Source organism: Ornithinibacillus bavariensis, assembly GCF_018333235.1.
Taxonomy (GTDB): domain Bacteria; phylum Bacillota; class Bacilli; order Bacillales; family Amphibacillaceae; genus Ornithinibacillus; species Ornithinibacillus bavariensis.
The window spans coordinates 204,562-229,362 of sequence record NZ_BORP01000006.1 but is presented as its reverse complement, the minus strand read 5'-3'; the positions used below and the strand labels follow the sequence as shown (position 1 = coordinate 229,362).

20 protein-coding genes are annotated in these 24,801 nt (G+C 38.0%); 6 read left to right on the top strand and 14 right to left on the bottom strand.

Annotated elements, in window-relative coordinates; translation table 11 throughout:
- Positions 1 to 126: 126 nt before the first annotated feature.
- Positions 127 to 1,320, top strand: a complete 1,194-nt coding sequence (locus KI338_RS14935) for an MFS transporter (protein ID WP_212921801.1) — start codon at positions 127 to 129, stop codon at positions 1,318 to 1,320.
- Positions 1,321 to 1,382: 62 nt separating this feature from the next.
- Positions 1,383 to 2,225 (top strand): glyoxal/methylglyoxal reductase, encoded by an 843-nt coding sequence (pgoN, locus tag KI338_RS14930; RefSeq protein WP_212921800.1) that lies wholly within the window; start codon positions 1,383 to 1,385, stop codon positions 2,223 to 2,225.
- Between the two features lie 54 nt (positions 2,226 to 2,279).
- Here pgoN and KI338_RS14925 read toward each other — a convergent pair whose 3' ends face one another.
- Positions 2,280 to 3,251, bottom strand: coding sequence for a helix-turn-helix transcriptional regulator (locus tag KI338_RS14925; RefSeq protein ID WP_212921799.1), 972 nt, complete (start codon positions 3,249 to 3,251; stop codon positions 2,280 to 2,282).
- Between the two features lie 107 nt (positions 3,252 to 3,358).
- Here KI338_RS14925 and KI338_RS14920 point away from each other — a divergent pair, with 107 nt between their 5' ends.
- Together KI338_RS14920 and KI338_RS14915 are read left to right on the top strand one after the other, a co-directional pair.
- Entirely contained in the window at positions 3,359 to 3,838 is a 480-nt protein-coding gene (locus KI338_RS14920) for a GyrI-like domain-containing protein (protein ID WP_212921798.1), read from the top strand.
- Between the two features lie 12 nt (positions 3,839 to 3,850).
- Entirely contained in the window at positions 3,851 to 4,321 is a 471-nt protein-coding gene (locus tag KI338_RS14915; RefSeq protein ID WP_212921797.1) for a DUF8821 family protein, read from the top strand.
- Positions 4,322 to 4,470: 149 nt separating this feature from the next.
- Here the strand turns inward: KI338_RS14915 and KI338_RS14910 are convergent, their stop codons facing one another.
- From KI338_RS14910 to fdrA, 7 genes are all read right to left on the bottom strand, one after another.
- Positions 4,471 to 5,706 carry an MFS transporter gene (locus KI338_RS14910; protein ID WP_212921796.1) on the bottom strand — a complete coding sequence of 412 codons (1,236 nt, stop codon included), beginning with the start codon at positions 5,704 to 5,706 and terminating at the stop codon, positions 4,471 to 4,473.
- 414 nt (positions 5,707 to 6,120) lie between these two features.
- The gene (locus tag KI338_RS14905) at positions 6,121 to 6,840 is read right to left on the bottom strand and encodes a response regulator transcription factor (RefSeq protein WP_212921795.1); all 720 of its coding nucleotides are present in this window, start codon (positions 6,838 to 6,840) and stop codon (positions 6,121 to 6,123) included.
- Between the two features lies 1 nt (position 6,841).
- Positions 6,842 to 9,463 (bottom strand): sensor histidine kinase, encoded by a 2,622-nt coding sequence (locus KI338_RS14900; protein WP_244853657.1) that lies wholly within the window; start codon positions 9,461 to 9,463, stop codon positions 6,842 to 6,844.
- Between the two features lie 201 nt (positions 9,464 to 9,664).
- Complete coding sequence (gene arcC, locus KI338_RS14895) at positions 9,665 to 10,603, bottom strand: carbamate kinase (protein ID WP_212921794.1); 939 nt, start codon at positions 10,601 to 10,603, stop codon at positions 9,665 to 9,667.
- Complete coding sequence (locus tag KI338_RS14890) at positions 10,588 to 11,505, bottom strand: oxamate carbamoyltransferase subunit AllH family protein (RefSeq protein ID WP_212921793.1); 918 nt, start codon at positions 11,503 to 11,505, stop codon at positions 10,588 to 10,590. Before KI338_RS14890 ends, arcC begins: the two co-directional genes overlap by 16 nt.
- A gap of 6 nt (positions 11,506 to 11,511) precedes the next feature.
- Positions 11,512 to 12,774, bottom strand: coding sequence for a YlbE family protein (locus tag KI338_RS14885; RefSeq protein ID WP_212921792.1), 1,263 nt, complete (start codon positions 12,772 to 12,774; stop codon positions 11,512 to 11,514).
- Between the two features lie 167 nt (positions 12,775 to 12,941).
- Positions 12,942 to 14,690 carry an acyl-CoA synthetase FdrA gene (fdrA, locus tag KI338_RS14880; RefSeq protein ID WP_212921791.1) on the bottom strand — a complete coding sequence of 583 codons (1,749 nt, stop codon included), beginning with the start codon at positions 14,688 to 14,690 and terminating at the stop codon, positions 12,942 to 12,944.
- A 441-nt stretch (positions 14,691 to 15,131) separates the two neighbouring features.
- Between fdrA and KI338_RS14875 the strand changes: the two genes are divergently transcribed.
- Positions 15,132 to 15,992, top strand: coding sequence for an alpha/beta hydrolase (locus tag KI338_RS14875; protein ID WP_212921790.1), 861 nt, complete (start codon positions 15,132 to 15,134; stop codon positions 15,990 to 15,992).
- A gap of 221 nt (positions 15,993 to 16,213) precedes the next feature.
- A complete protein-coding gene (locus tag KI338_RS14870) occupies positions 16,214 to 17,554 on the top strand; it encodes a right-handed parallel beta-helix repeat-containing protein (RefSeq protein ID WP_212921789.1) in 1,341 nt (446 codons plus the stop codon).
- Positions 17,555 to 17,721: 167 nt separating this feature from the next.
- On the opposite strand, the gene KI338_RS14865 is transcribed toward KI338_RS14870, so the two are convergent.
- The 6 genes from KI338_RS14865 to KI338_RS14840 all read right to left on the bottom strand — a co-directional run bounded on the left by KI338_RS14865 (position 17,722) and on the right by KI338_RS14840 (position 24,582).
- On the bottom strand, positions 17,722 to 19,158 hold the full coding sequence (locus KI338_RS14865) for a glycoside hydrolase family 1 protein (protein WP_212921788.1): 1,437 nt from the start codon (positions 19,156 to 19,158) through the stop codon (positions 17,722 to 17,724).
- Positions 19,159 to 19,216: 58 nt separating this feature from the next.
- Positions 19,217 to 20,131, bottom strand: a complete 915-nt coding sequence (locus tag KI338_RS14860) for an ROK family protein (protein WP_212921787.1) — start codon at positions 20,129 to 20,131, stop codon at positions 19,217 to 19,219.
- A gap of 88 nt (positions 20,132 to 20,219) precedes the next feature.
- Positions 20,220 to 21,233, bottom strand: coding sequence for a LacI family DNA-binding transcriptional regulator (locus KI338_RS14855; RefSeq protein WP_212921786.1), 1,014 nt, complete (start codon positions 21,231 to 21,233; stop codon positions 20,220 to 20,222).
- 92 nt (positions 21,234 to 21,325) lie between these two features.
- Complete coding sequence (locus tag KI338_RS14850; protein ID WP_212921785.1) at positions 21,326 to 22,174, bottom strand: carbohydrate ABC transporter permease; 849 nt, start codon at positions 22,172 to 22,174, stop codon at positions 21,326 to 21,328.
- Complete coding sequence (locus KI338_RS14845) at positions 22,171 to 23,124, bottom strand: carbohydrate ABC transporter permease (RefSeq protein WP_212921784.1); 954 nt, start codon at positions 23,122 to 23,124, stop codon at positions 22,171 to 22,173. The genes KI338_RS14850 and KI338_RS14845 overlap by 4 nt, the downstream gene beginning before the upstream one ends.
- A gap of 174 nt (positions 23,125 to 23,298) precedes the next feature.
- Positions 23,299 to 24,582 (bottom strand): ABC transporter substrate-binding protein, encoded by a 1,284-nt coding sequence (locus KI338_RS14840; RefSeq protein WP_212921860.1) that lies wholly within the window; start codon positions 24,580 to 24,582, stop codon positions 23,299 to 23,301.
- Positions 24,583 to 24,801: the final 219 nt, after the last annotated feature.

Here is a 24,801-nt window from a genome sequence, read left to right as displayed (position 1 = left end):
CTTCTCATAAAGAATCTTTTATTACATAATAGCATTTGTGAGTTAAAGAGAACAGGATTTATTTTTTCCAGCTTTCATTTATGTATCTCTTTATCCCATTAATATAACGATTATAGGAGGAGAAGAATGTCACTTGATAAAAAACGAAGCACCTTTGCATTGTTAGCTTTAGCGGTCAGTGCATTTGCCATTGGTACCACTGAATTTATTAGTGTCGGGCTACTGCCATTGATTGCTAAGGATTTAAATATATCTGTTACTACGGCTGGCTTAACCGTTTCTATATATGCATTAGGCGTTACATTTGGAGCACCAATCCTCACCTCCATAACTTCTAGTATGTCACGAAAATCGTTACTGCTTTGGATTATGGTGGTATTTATTATCGGAAATGGTATTGCTGCAGTTTCTACAAGTATTGGCGTATTGCTCGTGGCACGTGTGATTTCTGCCTTTTCTCACGGTGTTTTCATGTCTATCGGCTCAACGATTGCCGCTGATCTAGTCCCAGAAAACCGAAGAGCTAGTGCGATATCCATTATGTTTACCGGACTTACAGTAGCAACCGTTACAGGGGTACCTTTTGGAACATTCATCGGCCAACAATTTGGCTGGAGAATTGCTTTTATGGTTATTGTTGCTGTTGGAATCCTTGCATTTATTGCCAATAGTATTCTGGTCCCAGCCAATCTACGTAAGGGAGCTCGTACGCCACTTAAAGATCAGCTTAAATTAGTAACGAATGGCCGCTTATTGCTGATATTTATCATAACAGCTTTAGGTTATGGTGGAACATTTGTCGTCTTTACTTATTTATCCCCATTGTTACAAAATGTCACAGGCTTTAAAGAAGGAATTGTTGCCGTAATTTTACTTGTTTATGGTATAGCCATTGCAATTGGTAACATGCTAGGTGGGAAGCTATCGAATCAAAATCCAATTAAGGCATTATTTTATATGTTTATTGTTCAAGCTATTATCCTATTTATCTTATACTTTACCGCACCATTTAAAATCGTTGGATTAGCGACCATTTTCTTCATGGGACTGATGGCTTTTATGAATGTGCCAGGATTACAAGTATATGTTGTTATACTAGCAGAGCGTTTTGTCCCTACTGCGGTCGATGTAGCATCAGCAATTAATATTGCTGCATTCAATGCTGGTATAGCACTAGGATCCTTCTTAGGTGGACTTGTTACAGATTCGATTGGGCTTATTCATACCACTTGGATTGGTGCGCTTATGGTACTCGTAGCCGTCGTTCTAACAGGTTGGAGTCAATCACTTGAAAATAAAGGGAAACCTAAAATTAGGTAACTTCCCTTCATTTTATAGTTAATAGAGGTTTTATATTCAACATAATAATTGGAGGAATAAACATGAATAAAAGTTTACAGCAAACAACAACATTGCATAATGGCGTCGAAATGCCTTGGTTTGGTATTGGCGTTTTTAAGGTGGAGGAAGGTCCTGAGCTAGTGAATGCGATCAAGTTTGCCATTAAACATGGATATCGGAGTATTGATACAGCTGCAATTTATGGAAATGAGGCTGGTGTTGGACAGGCAATTAAAGAAGGGATGGAAGAGGCAGGTATCTCCAGAGAAGAACTATTCATTACATCTAAAGTATGGAATTCTGATTTAGGGTATGAATCAACTATCCAAGCTTTTGAAACAAGCTTAAATAAACTTGGTCTTGATTATTTAGATCTATACCTTATTCACTGGCCAGTAGAAGGTAAATATAAATTGGCATGGCGTGCACTAGAAACGCTTTATAAGGAAGGTAAAGTAAAAGCAATTGGGGTGAGTAACTTCCAGGTTCATCATCTCCAAGAATTAATGAAGGATGCTGACATCAAACCAATGATTAACCAGGTAGAATACCACCCACGTTTGACGCAAATGGAGGTAAAAACCTTTTGTCAAAGCAATGGGATTCAGTTAGAAGCTTGGTCACCATTAATGCAGGGCCAATTATTAGATCAGCCAATTTTAAGTGATATTGCTAAGAAATATAATAAAACAGTACCACAGATTATTTTAAGATGGGATTTACAAAATGGTGTTGTCACGATTCCTAAATCAACGAAGGAGCATCGTATTGTTGAGAACGCCAATATCTTTGACTTTGAACTATCAAAAGAGGATATGGAACGCATCGATGATCTGAATCAAAACCATCGTGTAGGACCAGATCCTGATAATATTGATTTTTAAATGAAGCTTGCCCGATTAACGATAAGATGCTCTCATTAATGAGGGCATCTTTTTTTAATTGTGTGGTACCACCATTTTACCTAATCTCTTTTGTATCACTGCCAGGACTTCTTCAGGTACTTCCCTAACCTTACTATCCTCACCAAGGAAAAGGATCCAATTGGTTAGTTCCGATACTTCATCGAGATTATTAACATCTATAAATGTCCTTAAAATAGCCGTGGTTTGGTATGGATTTGTATAGGAAATGGAAACACTTATAGGATGATACTTTTTATATTGGGCAATTGCTTTTGGCCCAAGTTCGAGGACCAGATTAATTTTTTCTCCTTGCTGTCCTAGCTTTTCCAATATCTTTTTCTTACTTAATCTTTTCTTAACAGAGGATAATTCGACATCAGTAAGTTTACTAACAGGAAAAATTTGTCTCTTTTCATCATTTAAGTCAAAGCCTTCAATCAACCAAGAACCTTTTTCATGGTAAAGATACAAGAGATAAATAGAATACGATTTTAACGCTGCCTCCTCCTTGATGGTGATGGTTAAATAGCTATCCAAAAGCAGCGTTTGAATAAGCTTTTCTAACATCGGATCTGGTAAGTCAGACAGATCAAGTAGGTCTGGATTATTCGGGTTGGTTCCTTCAAAAAGGAGGATTTTATTTAAAAGGACAAGGTCATCCTGCTGGTTTTCTGAGATGAGGCCTAGTAATTTCTCAGCTAGTGAGTGACGACTCTTTAAAAAAGGAAGCTGTTGATTTCTGGTTGCCATAAATGCGATAAATAAAGCTTTAATCTCATTATCTGTAAAGCGAACAGTGGGTAAGACAGAATTATTCATGACAAAATAACCCCCGTCCCTCCCAACCTCAGCGACAAGTGGCATCCCCATGGCTTCAATTTCTCGGATATCACGAATAGCAGTTGAGCGGGAGATATTAAATTCTTGCATAATTTCTGAAATAGTAAAGTGGGCCCGGTTGTTAATATATCGCATCATCGTATTAATCCGTTCAACTTTTTTCATTGGAGCCTCCTAAACAGTGTCACTTTTTGACATGATTTAAGGCTATTATAACCTTAGCAAGGAAAAACACAAATCATTTGGATAATTTAAAAAAGGAGGAAGGTATTATGGCAAATTATACCTTAGAAGAAAAAAATGGATTTACGGTTTTAGGAATTGGGACTGAGCTGAAGAGTGACTACACAGACTATGCTGGCATTAACAAGGAAAAGGCAGAATTTTGGCAGGCTGTCAATCAGGATGGAACACTTGATAAGTTAAAATCCATCGCCAAAAATGATTACATCTTTGTCGTGAATGAGGCAGTGAATAATAAGATGATGCATTATGCTGGTGTGATGACAGAGGAGTCTCTACCTGAAGCATCTCGAGCTATCCAATTTCCTCAAGGGGAATATCTCGTTGTAAAAGGGGAAGCAAATACAGATGAAGAGTTAAGCAATAAGCTTACCGGGATTGCCTTTGGGGAAGCGCTGCCTGAAGCAAGTCATGTTGCCTATGTTGGTGGACCAAATACAGCTGTTGTGATGGGAGAACGAGATGGTCTCATCTATGGTGAAATGTGGATTCCAGTTGTGAGGAATTAAGGAGGGATAGCAATGGCTTATGTTGTTGATTTTAAAAATGTATCTACCATTGGTCTAGAGTCGTCGCCTGTAGCAGAAGCACTTGCTGGTTTACGTGCGAATGAAGCCCGCTACTTTATGAACAAATACAAGCATGAATTTACCGTTGTACCTGCTAGCGAGAGCCAGGAGACCCTTGATTATGTGAACCTTATTTTGCAGAAAGAACGAGATATTGCGTTTTCGGCTAAACCGTTAGAAACGTCTCGTTTTCAAGTGGAAAACATCCGATTTGTGTACGTTATTTATGAGGATGGTCTTGTCCTCAACGTCATGTATACCGTTGATGACCCTAAAAAGCGCGCTGTCGGCTTCAAGCTTTCTGAAGGAATGGAAGTACCAACAGAGTTAGAAGGCAAATTTAAGTTTGCAAGACAGAAGTCAAAGCTAGCTGGAACCATACGGGGATCGTTTTTTGTGATTAAAGGTGAGTATGAAAATTAATTAAAAAATTCATGTAGTAATGTAGCTGTATTTAATTAGGCTTTAAATTAGTACAAATCAACAAAAAAGCTTGTAGAGAAATAAGCTAATTTCTCTACAAGCTTTTCCTATGTTATCATATCCAGCCCTTTAAGGGTGGTATATGATAATTATGCTGCTGTACCTTCTACATTAGGACGATTATCTTCTTTAATAAATAATACGGAGATAAACGCGATTCCTAACAATGCCGCTGCAAAGTAGAATCCAGCATTTAATGAACCTGTCATATCAGTTAAAAGCCCCGTAATATATGGTGCAAGGATAGATCCACACATTCCGATAAAGTTGTAAAGTCCAAATGCTGTACCTAATGCATGTTTTGGAGCATTATCAGCAATAACTGCAACTAGAACAGGGTTTGTACTGATCTTACCGAAAATACCGTAACCAATTAATGCTGCATATAGAACCCACATGCTATCGAAAGCAACGATACTTACAGTTGCGATGATGGATAGTGGTATCATCACTAATAGTACAGGACGACGTTTACCCATTTTGTCAGCAATCCAGCTGAAAAGAATAGAACCAGGAATAGCTGCCCATGGAACTAACGATGATACAACTGCAACTTCTGTTCCTTCAATTCCGCGAGCATGTTGTAAGTAGTATGGAATCCATGTTACAACAACGAAGAATGCGTAAATTGCACAGAAAATTGTAATATAAGCAAAGACCATGTTTTTGCTAAATAAATCTTTGACTTTTAATTTTTGACCGCCATTTTCTTGTGCTCTTTCTTCTTTCGATTTAGGCTTGTCCTTAATTACCCACCACATTGCAAGACCAATCAAGACAACTGGAATAGCAATAATGTAGAATGGCGCTCTCCAGCTCATACCAAGTGTACCTACTGTATACGAAGAAATGAAGTAACCGATGGATAAACCGAATGCCATCCCACTATTGATAATTGCACTACCTACTGTAATATGTTTTGCAGGAATTGCTTCAGATGATAGTCCGTATTGAGGACCATAATAGAATCCTTGAAATACCCCAACGAGTAGCCATGCAATCATAAATAATAGAAACGATGGCATCATACCTGTTACGGCAGCAAATACACCAAATAGGATAATTCCTGGAACAAGAACTTTTTTCTTCCCAATCTTGTCTCCTAAAATACCTGATGGTACGTTTAAGCCAGCATAACCGATGAAGAAGATACTACTAATCATTCCTAATTGTGCTGCAGAAAGTCCAAATTCTCCTTGAATGTTGTCCATTACCGGATTAAGAACAGAACGTGTACCGTAAATCGCTACCCATCCTAGAAAGAATACAATAACAGCCTTAATCCAATAGGGAACTAACTCTTTTTTTTCTTTTGGTTCTCCCATGACGTTTCCTCCTACGAGTTTGTTGTTTTATATTGAATTTAAATTACTTTCTCAATTGAAATATACGACAAACGGCATAACTGTCGAATAAAAATGAAAGAGTTTACATTACAAAAACATAAAAATTATCGGATTAAATGTAACGATTGAATAAATATTGAAAAAGCACTGGGATAAAGGAATCGAAAATTTTCCTGAAGTTAGATGAACTTTATACTGGACCTATCGATGTATCCTTTTTCATCGAAATCATTTATGTGTATGTAATGTAAAAGAGGTTGTCCTAGAATGGCGAATAACCAATTCGAAGACAACCTCTTTATTTCTTTCTATTCTTTTCTTGGAATGATTTAACCTACTAAAGAAATACCTTTTCTCGTTTAGCGTACGTACACTTTAGACAGTATAATACTTCTATTGTTCCACTGGTGTGATACTTTTCAGCATGTACCCAAGTCCAGGATAGGTGATAATATATTCTTGCTCTTGCTTTAGTTTTTCTTTTATTTTCCTACGGATTCGAGCAATCCCCACTCGTAAATACTCGACATCATCACGATATTCCGGTCCCCAAACCTCTGTTAGCAATGTTTCATGTTGAACAACTTTATCTAAATTTAATGCTAGAATCTCCATTAAGGAAAATTCGGTATATGTTAATTTAAACTCTTCATTGTTAATCCAGCTTCTTTTACTTGCCACATCTAATGAGAATTCTCCTGTTGTAATGATTGAAGTATTTATCATTTGTTGATCTGCAATGGATGGCTGGCTTCTACGTAATACTGCTTTTACGCGTGCAAACAGCTCATCTAATGAAAATGGTTTCGTCAAATAATCATCTGCTCCAACATTCAATGCTTGGACCTTGTCTTGTGAGTTACTACGAGCAGTTAACATGATGACAGGAACATTCGTAAACTTCCGTAGTTCCTCTAACACATAAAATCCATCATGACCCGGCATCATGATATCTAATAATATAAGGTCTGGAGATATTAAATCATACTTCTCCAATAACTCATCACCAGAGCTTACCGTTGATACTAGATAGCCCATTGATTTTAAGTTTGCTGCTACAAAGCGTAAAATCTTTGGCTCATCATCTACAATACAGATTGTCTGCATTCTCATTTTATACTCCCTCCTCTCCTAAAGGGAAAAACAACGTAAATGTACTCCCTTTACCACGTTCGCTTTCTACTGTAATTTTACCATGATGTGCTTCCATAATCCCCTTACAAATCGACAAGCCTAAGCCCGTCCCACCAGTACGCCTTGTTCCAGTAACATCTACCTGATAAAAACGCGTGAAAATTTTTTCTAGATGGTCTTCCTCAATACCAATTCCATTATCTTTTACCGAAATAATGATATCCGTTGCCGACTGATCAAGTGTTACGGCAATCTTCTTAATCACCTGGTCATTGTAACGAATGGCATTCATCATTAAATTGAGCAGAACTTGCTGGATTCGAATTTTATCCCCGTAAAAATAGACAGGTTCAGCTAGTTTATTTTGAAAGGTTATTTCTAATTGATTTTGTAACTCTTTTGGTATTTGTTGGATCGACTTTTCAATAATCTGATCTCCCCGAACCATATTTCGCTCAATGAACATCGTGCCTGATTCAATCTTTGAGATATCCATCCAGTCACTAACTAAATGCTGGATACGTTCAATATCTTCATGGACTCCCACTAATAATTCCCGTTCAAAATCGGGATCCCACTCGACATCCTCTCGGAGCAATGTTTCAACACTGCCTCGTATATTGGTTATTGGTGTTTTAAACTCATGGGAAGTTAATGAAATCAAATTATCCTTTAACGTGTCAATTTCAGCCTCTTTTGTAATATCCCGTAATAATAAACCTTTTCCGATAATAAGATCATCAAGGAAAACGGAAAAGCTATGCAGCATATAGGATTTTACTTTATCATTGCCTTCTTTACGCTCGAGCTTTAATACTGACTCATCCTGCTGAATAAAGCTCTGTAATTCCTCTTTGCTAATTTGAAAGAGTTCCATAAATCGTTTATACATATCTTCCAAATCTAATACTTTGTAGTTCGTATCCGAAAAGACAATTTGCTGGAAAAAGTCATTTACATACTCGATTCCATCCTTTTTATTGAGTAGCATTAATCCTTCTGACATACTTTGTAAAATAGCCTCTAGTTCAGCATGCTTGTTACGGATTTTCTCAAATAAAAACTTGTTCTCTAGCATGATTGCTAGTGAGCTTGCAAATGTCTCTAGAAACTCTTGTTCACTGGTATTAATTGTCTGGCTATTATTTAAATCAACAACTAAAAAGCCCTGTAGGTTTTTACCAATTTGGATTGGCTCCATATGCTGTTTGCCTACTATCCGACTATTTAAATATTGTTGAACGTCCTCAATAGCCGTAATTTCCTTCGGTGTAACCGCGATATTCTGGAAAATAACATGAATGGAATATTCCATAAATGGTGTTATTTGAATGAGACAATGCTGAATAAATTGTGTTAGATCCCGTTCTGTCGATACAGAGGTTATTAATTTATTAACAGCCTTTAATTCTAAATTTTTATTTTCTAATGTTGCCGTTCTTTCTTTTACACGGTCTTCTAAGTCTTTATTTAACTTAATCAGTCGGTTACGGCTGTGCTCCACATCGTCAATTAAACTGCCAAAATGATCATAGAGTTCTACAATTTCTCTTGTACCCTTTGTCGATGGTTGGAATGTCGGTTTATTATTCAGTCCCCGAGTGTAGTCTTTATACTGTTTAATATACCGTAGTACATTTTGTAGCGCTTTCTCAAAACGATTCGCAAATAGGACGCTAACTCCTATCATTAACATCGTTGTTAAAAGAGCAAATAATAAAACCGTGAATATCGCATCCTCATACGTATCACTTAAATATTTTGTAGGTGTACCAATCCACACCTTCCAGCCTATTTTTTCATTTTTGATGAACGTAAAATATTGTTCTTCCCCATTTTCAACTGCAATGTAATCCCCACTATTTTTAGTCGGTAATTGGGAGAGCGTTTGAACAAAGGGTGCGTCCTTAAGATTAACAAGTTCCTTACGCGTATCTACATTAGGATGGACCACAACATTGTCCTCCTGATCTAATACGATTGCAAACCTTTTTTCATCATCGATTCTCGTTTTGATATCATCTGCTAGGGCATTTAGGTCAAATGCTCCTAATACATAGCCAATCATGTCATTATTATCATTCAGGATAGGTACGGCCACTGTTACCAGAATCATATCAGTGCCACCACGCCCATGAAATACGGAAGATAATACTGGTTGTTTTGTCCGTTTCAGTTCTTGATAATACGGTCGATCACTATAATCAAGATTCTCTCTTTTAACCCCATCTGTATAAAGCTTTGGATAAAAAACAAGTGATTCTCCTGCTTCATTTCCCACATATAAATTGATAAAGCCAGGATAATTCTTTTTTATTTGTTCTAGCTGTTTTTCAATGGAAGTGAGGTCTCGTTCGACAAATAGTGGTTCGATACTAAATGCTAACATTTCAACGACATGCTGGTAGTTTTCAATATAATTATCGATATAATCGTCTAAAAAGACCGTTGTTTGAAACTGCTTCTCTTTATCTTCCTTCACTAACGTATACAACTGAAATATTTGAAATGCACCTAACAGCACAATAGAAACCAGTGTAACGGTTAAAAACGATAAAATAAGCTTCCCTTTAAATGTCCGTGATTTTCTCAGCTTCTTCATGTAGTTCCTCCTTTCCTTACAATAGCATTATTGGATAGGATGATACTAGTTAATTTTTTATGAACATATATTGTAATCGATTATAGCATCATCTTATATGGCACTGTGACTTTTATCTTAATAACCAGTGCTACGATATCTCTTTTATACACAAATATGGTATTAGTCCTACAAGTACATGTAGGTCTAATACCATATCGATTAATTATGAATTTGTGTACCAGCTTTGCCTTCCATTGCTAAATCTGCCTCATCAAGGGAGCAAATAATTGCTTTTCCACCTAGCTCTGCAAATTTGATAGCTGCTTCCATCTTAGGTCCCATGCTTCCTGCTGAGAATTGGCCTTCTGCTTGATATTGTTTTGCTTCTTCTAAAGAAATTACACCAAGCGCTTTTTGGTCTGGCTTACCGTAATTCACGAAAACATTTTTAACATCTGTAAGAATCATAAATGTATCTGCTTTCGTTTCAATCGCTAAACGGAAACCACTACGGTCCTTATCAATAACTGCTTCTACGCCTTGATATGTTCCGTCTTCATTTAAAACAACAGGTATTCCGCCACCACCACATGCTACAACAATCGCATCTGATTCTACAAGACGTTTAATTGTTGGTGCATCGACAATGGATTGTGGCATTGGTGAAGGAACAACACGTCTCCAGCCACGACCAGCATCTTCTGCTACAACCCAACCTTTTTCCTTAGCAAGTTGTTTTGCTTCTTCTTCATCATAAAATACACCAATTGGTTTATCAGGGTTTTCAAATGCCGGGTCATCTAAAGAAACCTCTGTTTGTGTTAGAATACCTACAACATCACGTTTAAGGCCTGCCTTAATTAATTCATTTTTCAATGTCTGTTCCATCATATAGCCAATGAAACCTTGTGATTCTGCACTACAAACATCAAGTGGTAATGCAGGAACAACGTGTTTTGCTTCTTCGTTTTGTCGTAAAATATTTCCTACTTGTGGACCGTTACCATGGGTAATGATCACCTTATGCCCTTGCTTAGCAATTCGCGCAATCACTTCACTACTTTTACGTACGTTCTCTAATTGATTTTCATAGGTTGCTTCTTGTTTTGGTTGTAAGATAGCATTTCCACCAAGGGCAATTACTACTTTTTCTGACATATTGATTTCCTCCTCCACGCTAATAAACCGAATAAAATTCCAAAAATTGTATCTACGCCGGAACTATGTCCAACGGCTAGTAGATCCTCAAGTTTAGTTGGTAATTCATCTATATTCTCTATTAAATGTTCGATAACGCTTATGACAGTTGAACTAAACTGACCATTAGCAGCATAGTACAAATATTCCTTTGCAACATCTGTTGTGATGGACTCATGTTCCATTAACGACAATACAGCTTCATTAAGTGTAGAAGTAAACGAATGACATGCCCCTTGCACCGCGAGTAATCCCACAATATGATCATCACCAGAAGGAGTTAAGCCTTTACCTCTTCCTAGGAAATAGCGAAGCGCGGTGATACAGGCTTCTTTATCTTCTATAAATAAGGAATCTGATAGTTTCGTCAGCTGTATATATAAAGGATTGTCTAATGCTTCACTTGCTGTCTTTCCTTGTAGGTAATCTAAAACAAACGATTCAATTGGTACATCTAAACCAGTCATCGCATCATACTTTAGTAAAGAAATTAATAAAGTTTCAATGCTCTTGGACATGGTGTCTATCTCACCAGAAATACGTATGCTATTTTCGTATACGATTGCATTTTCAAATGAGAGAGTAATCGTTCCATTATTGAAGCTTATTGTTCGATCCTTCTGGTTCCAAACAACAGGATATTGGCTATCTATGTCCTGTAATACTTGCCCACACACCATTTTGGATATATGTGCCCCAAACGGAAGTCGGCCATTTTTAGTCGTACCGATATATAACAGCCGTTCCCCGAAGCGAATATTTAACCCATTGCTAAAGACGCTGTGGACATGACCTGTCTTATTTTCTGAAAGAAAAAGAGGAATATTTTTTGCATATTCCTCTATATAAAAGGTTTTGTTCATCTTCTTTTAGATTAGGCCAAGCTTCGTTGCATATGCTTCCAATGCCTTTTCGAAGCATTCTTTAGGAGCGCGAACAGTACCTGCTCCAACCTGTCCAACACCAGCCTCTTTATGAGCTATACCAGTGTTAATTACAGGCTCAATTCCTGTTTCAACTACTTTACGAGCATCGATTCCAAGACATGCACCTTGGAAGTCCCAAGTAGGAATGGTAAAGTTGCTGTTTTGACCCATGCAAATTTCGCTCATTTCTTCACTCGTTTTTAGTGCATCTTGGAAACCACCAGCACCAACAAAACGTGTTACACCAGGAGCAGCAATCATAGCCATTCCACCAACACCAAATGTTTCCGTAATGGCACTATCACCGATGTCTGGGTTTGCATCTTCTTGTGAATAACCAGTAAAGAATAGACCTTGTGGCGTATTAACAGGTGCAGTAAACCATTCATCTCCCATTCCACTAATACGAATACCAAAATCCTTACCATTACGGCACATTGCAGTAACAACTGTACCTTCTTGAATTGTTCTTGCACCGTCCATAACTGCCTTACTTGTAGCCATTGCAATATTTAAGAAGAACTGATCTGTATCAGCTAAGAATTGAATAACATCTTTCTTATCTTTTTCACTCATATCAAGCTGTACAATGTATGGGCTAATCTCTTTTAAGAAGATTAGTGATGCTGCAATATTACGTTGGTGGAATTCATCCCCCATTGTAATTGCTTTAGCAATCATAACGTTTAAGTTTAGTCCATCTTCTGTAAGCTTTAGAGCTTGTCCAATCGCAGGTCCTAATACATCCTTCATCCAATGTAGACGATTGATAACTTCCTCAGAATACGCACCGAAGCGTAGTACTTTTCCAATACCTTCGTTCATGATACAGTAGGCTTCATTACCTTCTGAACGGTTCTCAACAACAAATACAGGCATATTTGCTGAAGTAATTCCACCCATTGGTCCTACTGCATTTACATGGTGACAAGGGATGAAGCGAACTTCACCATTTTCAAGCATGCTTCTTACTTCTTCCTCTGTATCAGCCCAGCCTTCAAATAATCCTGCACCAACACAAGAACCTTGCATTGGGCCAGTCATGTCTTCCCACTTAATTGGGGGACCAGCATGCAATAACACTTTTCCTTCATTTAATACAGCAATTTTCTCTTTCGCTGGAACAACATCAATTAGAAAAGGAGCAGAATTTACAATTTTTTCAACAACTGCTTCATTTGCTTCTGTTACTGAGTTATATTTCATCTTCCATTCCTCCTAGATTTCTTGTTTTAGGATCTCTTCCTTATAGATGGCCTTCCTATTCGAAAACTGTCGACTACCTGTTTTTCGTATACATGCGCATCCATCTCTATTAGAGGGCTGAACATAATTGTTCTTCTTATGTTCAGCCTGTAACCGTAATTCTTAGCTTATTTTAGTAGGCTTAGAATTTTTCTCATTTTTTCATTACCGCCTGCAACTGGTCGCCAGTCAAACTGTACAACACGGCCACCGTAAGCAATAATCGCATCTGTGAAGCTCTTTAATCCAACGTTAATGATGCTAGGCTTATTGTTTAGTAGATTGGTAATATCCTCTGAAACAGTTAAATCAAAGCTTCTTACTTCGCCTTCATAAGGAACTAGTACCTTTTGTGGATCTTCTACCTTTAATCCAACAATGGATAACGCCGTACGAACAGCTTGGTTATTATTATCCTTCACGATAATTCCTGCATCTGCTAATTTCTTGCGTTGGTCAGAATAGCTTTGTGGGTCATTTGCTGTACCACAAACCGATGCAACAACATGTAATGTTCTGCCTTGTGATTTTGCCTTTGCAACAGCTTTTTCAATATATGGAAGTAATGCACTTGCCATATCATCATGTGAGCCATAACCAAGCACAAAGTCTAGAACAACTACTGCTGTACTTGGATCATCTGCAGCTTGTTCAATGAAGCGTGCTCTCGTTTCTGGGTCAATCATTGGGTGTGGCTTACCTTGTGTATATTTGTCATCTCCAAGGTCAACTACTTCATGTCCATCTTGTTTTAATACATAACCATCCACATTCGTAATATGGCTGCCTAAACCAAGTGCATCTGAAATTAATACAGCTGCTTCAGAAGCTAATGTACCACCAGAGAATAAACCTTTTATTGTACGTTGGCCTTCTGCAAGCTCCATATTTTCAACCGTATAGTCACCATCTGCATAGTTTTCTTTGATTGGATTTTTCTTTGCTAAATCAACAGCAAGTAATGCTGTTTCTTCCAACGTATAGGCTTGATAAATGTTTCCTTCGTGCTTTGTTGGCTTTTCTCCAAGGAAAATAGCAACGACTGGCTTTGATAGACCGTGAAGTAATGCTTCTACCTCTTTACGCACGGACTCTGCTGGTGGCTTAGAGATAACAACAATAATTTCTGTTTGGTTATGATTTTCTAACGCCTTAATTCCATCTATCATGGTAATTGCACCAATCGGCTCTTTTAAGTCGCGACCACCTGTACCAATTGCATGGCTAACACCTTCGCCTAAACGATCGATAATTGCTGTTACTTCTTGAATACCCGTTCCGGAAGCACCTACAATACCAATACGTCCTTTATTAATAACGTTAGCAAATGCCATAGGAATACCATCAAGAATTCCAGTACCACAGTCAGGACCCATTACAAGTAATCCCTTATCATGTGCCTTTTTCTTTAATGCAACCTCATCCTCCATGGATACGTTATCACTAAATAAAAATGTATGAAGTCCCATATCTAACGCTTTGTGTGCCTCTTCCGCAGCATACTGTCCCGGTACGGAAATAAGTGCAACATTTGCATCTGGTAATGCCTTTTTTGCTCGTTCCCAAGTCCGCACAGTTTCGAACGTTTCAGAAGCACCACTAATCGATTGGTCTTGTAGATATTGATCAACCTTCTGTAATACTTCTTCTACCTTTCCTTCATCATCTGTATCAATCACAATTGCCATATCATTAGACTCTGCAGTTTCTAATTCATCTGTGTATAATCCTGCACCCTTGAAAATATCTTTGTTTGCAGGTGTCCCCATCATAATTTGGACTTTATTAACTCCCTCTGTTGCAGCTACCGCGTTTGTTAGGAGCATAAGGTTAATAGAGTCTTGATAAGAATTCTTTTTAATAATTGTATGAATCACCTTAAATCACCTCATTAAGAATTTTTAGATACCTCACGCCGTCTCGCATTCATAAAACATTGGCGACTATTATTCGTACATCTGGAGTATATAATGGTGTCCATTACAATCGAATAAAATTGTAAGTGTTTACATTACAAAAACCTAAAAACTCTGTAAATCTGTGAGTTTGCAAGACTTGAAGAATTATGTCGTATTAAAAAAACATTAAAAATGAGCATTTCATCTTCCTCAGCTTTTATTTTCATGTATGATTTATAACATGAAATAGCAACATGGTCCTTCACACATATCGACTTGACAAGCAGTAGGATCTAACAGAAATAATCAACCTGTTGGCTTATCATTGGATCACAGGAGTCAATCATTGGGGCTGGAAGTAACTCTATAGCGAAATTTTAATGAGATAAATAAAACAAAAATAAAGGGGTGGGGATAAGAGTGGTTGCAACATATGTGTATAAAAAAACAAATGATTGTGAAATTAAAGGGGACCTGTATTCGGTTGAAAATGACAATGCACCGTTAATTATCTACATTCATGGTGGTGGATTGGTCTGGGGAACGAAAGAGGACATTTTGAAGGAACAAGTGGCACTGTATAATAATGCCGGCTATCACGTATTCTCCATTGATTATCGTCTTGCTCCCGAAGCAAAGCTTCCTGAAATTGTAGCGGATATTGAAGATGCATTACACTGGGTAAAAAACCAGGAATTATTTTCATTTGACCGTAACCGAATCGGTGTCATCGGTGGTTCTGCAGGAGCCTATCTGGCATTAACGAGTGGTACATTGAAGGTAAAACCAAATGCCATCGTTTCTTTTTATGGCTATGGAAATATTCTCAATGACTGGTATTTAGAGCCGAGCCCTCATTACAGTAAAACCACCATGGTACCTGAAATGTTAGCGAAGCAACTCATTCAGCCTAAGCAAATTTCTTCAGCGCCAATCGAAAAACGTTATGCTATTTATATATTCTGTCGTCAACAAGGGAAATGGTTGGATTATGTGACAGATACCGCTTCAGGTCTAAATAAAGAGCAGTTGAAAGAATTTTGTCCAATAGAAAAAGTGGATGAAACATATCCACCAACACTTCTATTACATGGAGATAGTGATGAGGACGTACCTTATGAAGAATCGGTTCAATTCGCAAAGGTATTACAAGAGAAGCATGTTCCTCATCAGCTTATTACGATTAAAAATGGGAAGCATGTGTTTGATACTAATATGTCCCATCCGCAGGTAAAGGAAGCATTTGAAAATGTTCTATCCTTTATCAAGAAATACATTTGATTTAAAAACGAATGCATTCGTAAAAGCAGGAGCGAATGCATTCGTTTTATTTTTTTATGGTATATCCCACGGATGATTAACTGGTAAAAATAATCGATGCTGTTAAATATATTTCTTCTGTACAGCGCAATTATTTTCATATGCATTTCTCCACACAATAACCAATTGCGAAGATCACTTCGAGCCTGTACAATAAAAGCTATCACATGAGGAGAAAATCGATGAAAATTAAAATTTTATTGTTAGTTGTCGGATGCATTGTCATAATTTCTTTTTATTTTATATATCAAAACAGATCCATTGATGAAAGAACAGATGATACCTATATTTACGTTTCACCAGATGGAAGTGATCAAAATGACGGTACCATTTCTAGTCCATTTCGCACATTGAAGCAGGCTGCTCTAAAAGCAACAGCTGGTACTACCGTTTTCGTTAGAGAGGGAACATACTATGAGTCCCTTTATGTAGAACATAGTGGGACAAAATCTAAACCTATTAACTTCAAAAACTATCAGGATGAGAAAGTGATAATTAGTGGAAAACATCTAAAAGAACCTAAGGAAGATACAGCCCTTATTGAAATTCATAATAAGGATTATATTACCATCCAAGGGTTTACAGTCGAAGAGCTTACCACATCACATGAAGATGCTACTGTAATGGGGATTAACGTTTCTGGTACAAGCAGCCATATAACCTTGAAGCAAAACCATGTCCACAGTATTGCAACACATGTCGATGACGGCAATGCGCACGGCATTGCTGTCTATGGCACAGGTAAAATGGAAGATATTCAAGTACTGGATAATACGGTTGAGAATTTGACACTCGGTGCTAGCGAAGCACTTGTTTTAAACGGAAATATTAATGGGTTCCTCATTGCAAATAATATTGTTCGGCAAAATAACAATATCGGTATTGATTTAATAGGCTACGAAGGAACAGCTAGCGATAATGACTTCGTAAGAAATGGAATTGTAGAAAATAACGAGGTCTATAATAATTCTTCCTATGGAAATCCTGCCTATGGAGATGAATACACAGCTGGAGGCATTTATGTAGATGGTGGAAGTAACATTACCATCCGTCAAAATAAGGTCTACGGTAATGATATCGGTATTGAGGCTACATCGGAGCATTATGGTAAAAATGCTAGTGAAATCCATATCACAAACAACGAAGTGTACGACAACGCGTTCACCGGCATATCTATTGGAGGATATGACGAAAAACGTGGGGGTACCATCGGCTCTATTATCTCCGAAAATATCATTTATGGAAACGACACAAAGGGACTTGAAGGTGGACAGCTGCTTCTCCAATATTATGTAACAGATAATCGGATTGAAAAAAACAAAGTATCAGCCAGTAGCTCTCAGATATTTTTAGTAAATATCCATGAGAAAAACAGCGGAAATACACTATCCCATAACACCTATTTGAATGAAACTGGAGAAGAGGGATTATGGATTTGGAAAGATGAAGAATTTAACAGTTTTTCTTCCTACCAGAGAAGTACGAATAATGACTTGGATTCTAAGTATATAAATGATAAATGACCACTATCGGTAAATTACGAATAGCCATCACATATTCCTTCTTGTGATGGCTATTCGTTTGGTTGATTACTACAGCTGCTTACGTAGTGTGCTACTATTTTTGATAAATCATCTTTAGCTTCTCATCCTTAAGCACCCTAAAATAATATCAAGCAGCACGAATGGAATTATAGGTTATTTCCATTCGTCTCTATAACTTCCTTATACCAATAATAGCTTTTCTTCTTAATACGACGAAGATCATGCTCTCCCTCTTCATGTTGGTTCACATAGACAAAGCCATAGCGTTTTTGGAAGCCATTTAACCAGCTAAGCAGGTCCGTAAATGACCATGTACAATAGCCCATAATGTCTACCCCATCACTGATAGCCTCTTGGATTGCTTTTAGATGTACTTGAAGGTAGTTAATTCGATAATCATCGTGAACGATATCGCCTTCTTCCAGCTTATCATATTCACCTAAGCCATTTTCACTAATTAAAATTGGTAAACTGTATCGATTCGTAATTCGACGAACAGCAATTCGAAGTCCTGTCGGGTCGATATTCCAATCCCAATTGGTTCTTTCCAGATGATCATTTTTGATCGTTTTATAGAGACCCGGCACACCTGTATCTTCGGTTGTCCCTTTCTTCCCTGACGTATTCATCTTCCCTTCAGACACACCGTCCAACGGGTTTTTTTCAAAGGTTGTTGTTTGGTAATAGTTCAATCCCATAAAATCTGGTTTACCTTCTTTTAATAATGTGAAGTCTCCACTTTCAACGGTTGGAGCAACGCCTTTTCTTTCTAAGTAATCCCAGGCTACCTGAGGGTATGTTCCCCATGCATAGATATCCATCCACCAATGAGCATTAAGCTCTTCCGCATTTTCCGCGGATAGGACATCCTCAGGCTTAGGGGATGCCGGATAGGCTGGAGAGTATGCAAAGCTCGGGCCAATTTTTCCGTCTGGTACATAGTTACGAAATGCTTGAATTGCACTTGCATTTGCAAGATTCGCATGATGATTGACTTGGTAGAAAAGCTTCTCATCCTTTATTCCTGGAGGATGAAGGGCTGTTCTATATCCGAAGCTCGTGAAAATATTTTGTTCATTCAAGCTTACCCAATACTTAACACGATCACCAAAATGCTTGAATAAAGTAACCGCATAATTGGTAAAGTCTTGAATAATCTCGCGGGACTCCCAGCCACCGTATTCATCCTGAAGTGCCTGTGGTAAATCCCAATGATAGATGGTTAAAATCGGTTCAATCTTGTGCTTAATCAGTTCATCAATTAAATCACTATAAAATTGGATGCCTTTTTCATTTACTTCTCCTTTACCCTTCGGAAAAATACGAGACCATGCAACAGAAAATCGATAAGCCTTCAAGCCCATCTCTGCCATCAGACGAACATCCTCTTGATAACGATGATAATGGTCTACTGCGATATCACCAGTCGTACCTTTAAAGGTTTTGCCAGGAATTCGAACAAATTGGTCCCAATTGGAGGGTCCCTTCCCATCTTCATCCCATGCACCTTCTACTTGATAGGCTGCAGAAGCAGATCCCCACAGGAATTCACTAGGAAAAGGTTTTAATTTTTTGTGTATCATATTTTTCTCTCCTATTTATCGATTTTACTCCTTCTCACCATCAGCTCGATGGTTCCTATTATCTGGTAGACAGAGAATCTTGCTTTCTTTGTAAAAAATGATATAACGCTCCAATTAAATTGGAGTCATTTCCAAATTGGCACGGATGCACTTGAATGTCTACGCAATCCTCATTCGGTTTCATCACCTTTAGCTTCTCATTAATCTGGTCAATCAGTCCTTCACGTCTACTAATTGCTCCACCGATTAATATTTTTTCCGGATCAATAATGTACTGCAAATTATATATTCCAACTGCTAAGCGCTTAATAAATTTCTCGATCTCATCCTGTACTTCTAGGTCGCCCTCATCCGCCATTTCAAATACGGTTATTCCATTTAGTGAATAAGGGTCCATATTCTTGCGCTTGGCAACCTGCATCACTAATCCCCAAGTAGCAGCAAGCGAGCTCCATGTCTCCCCGATAGGCTGCTCGAAATAATCCTCGAGGATCATATAACCGAATTCGCCACCAAATAGATTACTACCGTGACGAACCTTTTTATTTAAAATGAGCGCTCCACCGATTCCAGTACCAATTACAATGCATATATAATCTTGATTCCCTTTAGCAGCGCCAATCCAGCCTTCTGCTAATCCCGCACAGTTTGCATCATTTTCAAGTTCAACCGTAAGCCCTGTTCGTTCTTGAATCAGTTTCTTCATATTAGGGCCATGGATATAGGGAAGAGCGGTTACTCCTTTAATATATCCAGATTCCACATCTACCGCTCCAGGCATACTTAGGGCAATGCCACTTAGTACATGACTTTTTTGAAATTTCTTCACTACGAAATCAATCGCATTTACAAAAGAGTCGATGCCATCTATCGGTGTTGGAATAGAGGATTTTTCTATAAAGTGGCCTGCTTCATTCATAAGAGCATATTTTATTGCGGATCCACCAACATCAAAAACTGCATAATAGGTCACCAAAAAACCTCCTAACACCATACCAATCTCGTTGTTATTGTTTTTCGAAAAGTGAAATCTTGAACACGATGGGAATTTACCAGAAGGTTTAGTTCGTTCCACAAGACTCCCTGACAACAAGCTCTGATTCCGTAAACACAGGCTTTAGCTTTGATTTTCCCTCAATGAGATCATTTAGCATATAAGCAGATAGTTTACCAATTCTCTCCTTATCCTGCTTCACTGTCGTCAGCTTCGGGTCACTATAACGGCAAGCAGCTATATCGTCACAGCCAATAATTCGAATATCCTTAGGAACCTGTAAGCCCTCTTCCTTAATAGCCCTTAGCGCACCTAATGCCATTAAGTCTGATGCAGCAAAAATAGCCTCCGGATAATCCCTTAGCTTTAGCATTTTCTTCATGGCGATATAGCCACTTTCCTCCTGGAAATCACCGTATTCTAACCATTCTTCTCTTATTTCAAGTCCAAACTGATTCATCGCATCCTTGAATCCCTTCAATCTGTAATTAGAAATAACAGACTCACGCATCCCACCGATATAGCCGATTTTTCGAAGGGAATTTAAATAAAAATGCTCAACCACTTTTCTTGATAAACTCACATTATCCGTCATAACATAGCTTGCTCTCGGGCCCATTAGTTCAATATCTATGCCAATACAAGGGAAACCACTTTCCGCAAGCTCAAATGTAGCATCCTCTACTTCCTCACCAGCAATAATTAAACAGCCGTCCACATTGAAATGCTTACACCTAGCCAAATAACTCCCTTTATCCTGCAAAAAGTATTCATTGGAAAACATTAAGATATCATAACCTAATAACCCAATATTTTTCTTAAAGGTTGTAATAACCTCATTGAAGTATGGATGTGTCATATCAACATTAATCTTTCCCGCATATATAAGACCAATGAGATTCGACTTTTTCGTTGCCAGTGATCGAGCTGAGAAATTAGGTGCATAGCCCATTTCATTAATTACAGTCATGACCTTATTCTTTGTTTTCTCACTGATTCCCCCATAATTATTAATCACCTTTGAAACGGTCCCTTGTGAAACACCTGCCATCTTTGCAATGTCTTTTATCGTTAAATTCATCTTGTTACCCCTTTTATTCTGTCAAAATATCTTTCCTACTGCTAGATTACTAAGAGTTATAGAATGAAACAATAGTTAGACAGGAAAATTCATTATTTAACAGACCCTTCCGTTATACTAGAAATAAACAATCGATTAAATAATAGGAAAATAATTAATAACGGAACCGTTGCCCAGAATACACCTGATAAAATCATGCCAAAGTCAACATGCTGTGTATTGCTTAGCTGTGCTAGTGCTACCTGAATTGTATACATTTCTGGATCTCTTAAAACGGTAAACTGCCATAGGAATTCTCCCCAAACTGCTGTGAAGACAATAATTCCAAGCGTGGCAAATGCCGGTAGGATAATCGGTAAGACAATTCTCCAGTAGATTCGGAAATTCGAGCACCCATCTAATTTCGATGCCTCTATTAATTCATCTGGTACTGCTCCCGAGATGTATTGTCGCATCAGGAATATCCCTAATGGATTTAAAAAGAATAAAATCATTACTCCTGGTAGGGTATCCAGAAGTCCTGCTTTCGAGATTAAAAAGTACTGCGGAATTAACCCTAGCTGTGGCGGGATAATCATCGTTACTAATATGGCAATAAACAATATGTTCTTACCCGGGAATTTAAATTTCGCAAACGCAAAGCCAGCTAACGAACTGATAAATAGAACCACAATCGTAACGACAGCACATAGAATAAATGAATTCCACATGCCACCAAAGAAATCAATTTGATTTAATACTTTTTTAAAGTTTTCAATAAGCATATTTCCTGGTGTAAGTGTCGGTGGAATTGAGTTATATGCGGCACTTGGCCGTGTCGCCATTACAAACATCCAATAAAAAGGAAAAAGAGAAAGAATAGATGCAATGAGTAAAAATACGTAAACAGAGATTCTACCTACGGAGAGCTTTTTTCGATTTTTTCGCGCCTGTTTACTCATTTCATGACACCTCGCTTTTTCCTTCCAATGCCTTGCGTCAATCTTAGATTTATCACGGCAAATATCGTAATGATAACTAATAGAATAATCGCAGTTGCAGATGCTGTTCCAAATGATTGTAATCGAAAGGCATCACGGTACAGATACATAACAATTGTCATCGCCTCATCCCTTGTAAATGCATCCGCTCCTAAGAATACAGTTGGCTCAGAGAACAGCTGCATCGCACCAACCGTTGATGTGAACACGGTCAAAATGATAAATGGCTTCATCATTGGAATCGTAATATACCACAGCTGCTGAAATCTATTCGCACCATCAACCGTCGCTGCTTCATATAAATCATTAGGAATACTTTGAATTCCTGCCAAATAAATAATCGTATTGTAGCCCACCCATCGCCAGAATACCATGAGAGAAATGGCGATTTTCGTTCCCCATTCAGACGCAGCCCAAGCAATTGGATCAAGCCCAAAGAAATGGGTTAATACATAATTAGCAAGTGAAGACTCATGATTACTGAATAACACACTAAATATAAGGGCAACAGCAACCATGGAAGTTAAATAAGGCATAAATATCGTGACACGAAAGAATCCTTTCAATTTAAGAAAAGCCATATTTAGTAGGTATGCTAGAATAAGTCCGACAATTAATTGTGGCGCAGTGCCCATAATTCCCATCACAATGGTGTTGTAAACCGATTTCCAGAATAAGGGGTCCGTTAACACCATTTCAAAATTAGCTAATCCATTAAATGTCATCGGGCTTAACCCATTCCATTTCTGGAAAGCGAGGTAAATACTAAAAAGTGCAGGATACAGACCGATTAGTGCAAAAATGATGAAGAAAGGTGCTATATATAAATAGCCTGAAATCATATCTTTCTTTTGTTCAGACCTGTATTTTTTTCTTTTTAAGATAGGTTCTTCCTTACCGATAGACTTCATGTTCATGCCTCTTTTCCATTTCAAGGTTGTATGGTGCCCGTATGCAAATTCAAGCTGCAATCACCATTCACCAAAAGAGCTTTTGTACAGATAGCCGGCCCATCCTTTTCATGTGTAGAATGGTATGTTTAGGCCGGCCACAGTAAATTTTAACTATTTTTCTAGATTAGTAGATTAGCGTTTCATTAGATCTTCTGCACGTTTCACAGCTGCTTCCCATTCTTTCTCTGGATCGGCACCTTCATTTTGTACATTTTTCAATGCATTCAATATCTCATTATGAACTGGGAAGTACTTTTCGCCTTTATACGGGATACCTGCAATATCTTGTGCTGCTTGTGCGAATACTGGTGCTGTTGCTTGACCACCGAAGAAATCATCGGCATTTGTCTTGAACTCAGCTTGATCATATACCGATTGAGCTGAAGGGAATAATCCATGGCTTTGGAAGGACTTCAGCTGATTTTCCGGTGATACAAGCCATTCAACAAAGTCGTATGCTGCTTGGGCATTCTTTGTTTCACTTGGCACAGCAATATAGGAACCGCCCCAGTTCGCAGCAAAGTCTGTTGGTAATGTCGCTACTCGCCATTTACCAACTGCATCAGGAGCGTTTCCTTCCATCCAGCCTTTTAACCAGCCAGCACCTAGCTCTGCAGCAAATTCTCCCTTATTAACCGCATTAGCCCACTCAGGACTCCACATTTCATATTTACCGACTATTCCTAGGTCATTCAGGCGAACAGCGTAGTCATAGGCTTTCTTTACTTCACTGTCCTCACCAAGATTTAATTCATTGTCTGGTGTTAAATAAGCTGTTTCAGCAGCATCTAAGTAGGCTCTGAATGCCATTTCGATACTATCAACAAAGGGCATTCCCGTTTTTTCCTTCACTTTTAATCCTGCTTCTTCAAATGCTTTCGGTGAATTAATTAGTGCCGCCACCTCTTCAGGCTCTGTTGGAAGCCCTGCTTGCTCAAACAAGTCAATTCTGTAGTACAAAGCTTTCGGTCCGATATCTGTTGGTAGCCCGAATAAGAAGCCCCCATCATTGTTTTCTCCACTTTTCCATTTCCAGTCTAAATATTGGTCCTGTATATCCTTTGCACCAAGATCATATAAGTTGTTGAATCTATCTTGTGCTACCTTGAAGCGGTCAAACTGGTCAATTTCCAGCATTGCGATATCAGGTGCACCGCTTCCAGCAGACAATGCAGTAAATAATGCATCATGATGGTCGGCTGTTTCAGATGTTTTCACTTTAATTTTTATGTTTGGGTTTTTCTGCTCGTATTCTTTTGCAAGCTCTTCATATCCAGTTGCACCAAATGTCCAAAAATTCAAGGTGATTTCTTCTTTATCACCACTTGCCCCCTTACCACTAGCATCTTTATCACTACATGCTGCTAATGAAAGTGCAAATAATACGGATAAACTTAGAACGAACCATCGTTTCATACTTTTCACATCGATAACCCCCTATAATAAAAAATATTGGTCTTCCTATATAAGCTGCTTGCTTGTCTCATTCTAGTGATGAGCACCTCCCTAACCAAATTAAGGTTTTGTTTCATGGAAACCGGTTTCTGTTAAACTCAAAAAAATAATTAGGTAACCGCTTACAAAATATTATATGTTCAAAATATACAAAAATCAATCTATTTTTTAGGTAATTTT

Bases quoted from the DNA above. Each gene is read 5' to 3' on its own strand.
- KI338_RS14890 (WP_212921793.1), bottom strand. From the start codon at position 11,505: ATGAACAAAACCTTTTATATAGAGGAATATGCAAAAAATATTCCTCTT.
- KI338_RS14885 (WP_212921792.1), bottom strand. From the start codon at position 12,774: ATGAAATATAACTCAGTAACAGAAGCAAATGAAGCAGTTGTTGAAAAA.
- KI338_RS14845 (WP_212921784.1), bottom strand. From the start codon at position 23,124: ATGAAGTCTATCGGTAAGGAAGAACCTATCTTAAAAAGAAAAAAATAC.
- KI338_RS14855 (WP_212921786.1), bottom strand. From the start codon at position 21,233: ATGAATTTAACGATAAAAGACATTGCAAAGATGGCAGGTGTTTCACAA.
- KI338_RS14935 (WP_212921801.1), top strand. From the start codon at position 127: ATGTCACTTGATAAAAAACGAAGCACCTTTGCATTGTTAGCTTTAGCG.
- KI338_RS14840 (WP_212921860.1), bottom strand. From the start codon at position 24,582: ATGAAACGATGGTTCGTTCTAAGTTTATCCGTATTATTTGCACTTTCA.
- arcC (WP_212921794.1), bottom strand. From the start codon at position 10,603: ATGTCAGAAAAAGTAGTAATTGCCCTTGGTGGAAATGCTATCTTACAA.
- pgoN (WP_212921800.1), top strand. From the start codon at position 1,383: ATGAATAAAAGTTTACAGCAAACAACAACATTGCATAATGGCGTCGAA.
- KI338_RS14850 (WP_212921785.1), bottom strand. From the start codon at position 22,174: ATGAGTAAACAGGCGCGAAAAAATCGAAAAAAGCTCTCCGTAGGTAGA.
- KI338_RS14915 (WP_212921797.1), top strand. From the start codon at position 3,851: ATGGCTTATGTTGTTGATTTTAAAAATGTATCTACCATTGGTCTAGAG.
- KI338_RS14870 (WP_212921789.1), top strand. From the start codon at position 16,214: ATGAAAATTAAAATTTTATTGTTAGTTGTCGGATGCATTGTCATAATT.
- KI338_RS14920 (WP_212921798.1), top strand. From the start codon at position 3,359: ATGGCAAATTATACCTTAGAAGAAAAAAATGGATTTACGGTTTTAGGA.
- KI338_RS14900 (WP_244853657.1), bottom strand. From the start codon at position 9,463: ATGAAGAAGCTGAGAAAATCACGGACATTTAAAGGGAAGCTTATTTTA.
- KI338_RS14910 (WP_212921796.1), bottom strand. From the start codon at position 5,706: ATGGGAGAACCAAAAGAAAAAAAAGAGTTAGTTCCCTATTGGATTAAG.
- KI338_RS14865 (WP_212921788.1), bottom strand. From the start codon at position 19,158: ATGATACACAAAAAATTAAAACCTTTTCCTAGTGAATTCCTGTGGGGA.
- KI338_RS14905 (WP_212921795.1), bottom strand. From the start codon at position 6,840: ATGAGAATGCAGACAATCTGTATTGTAGATGATGAGCCAAAGATTTTA.
- KI338_RS14925 (WP_212921799.1), bottom strand. From the start codon at position 3,251: ATGAAAAAAGTTGAACGGATTAATACGATGATGCGATATATTAACAAC.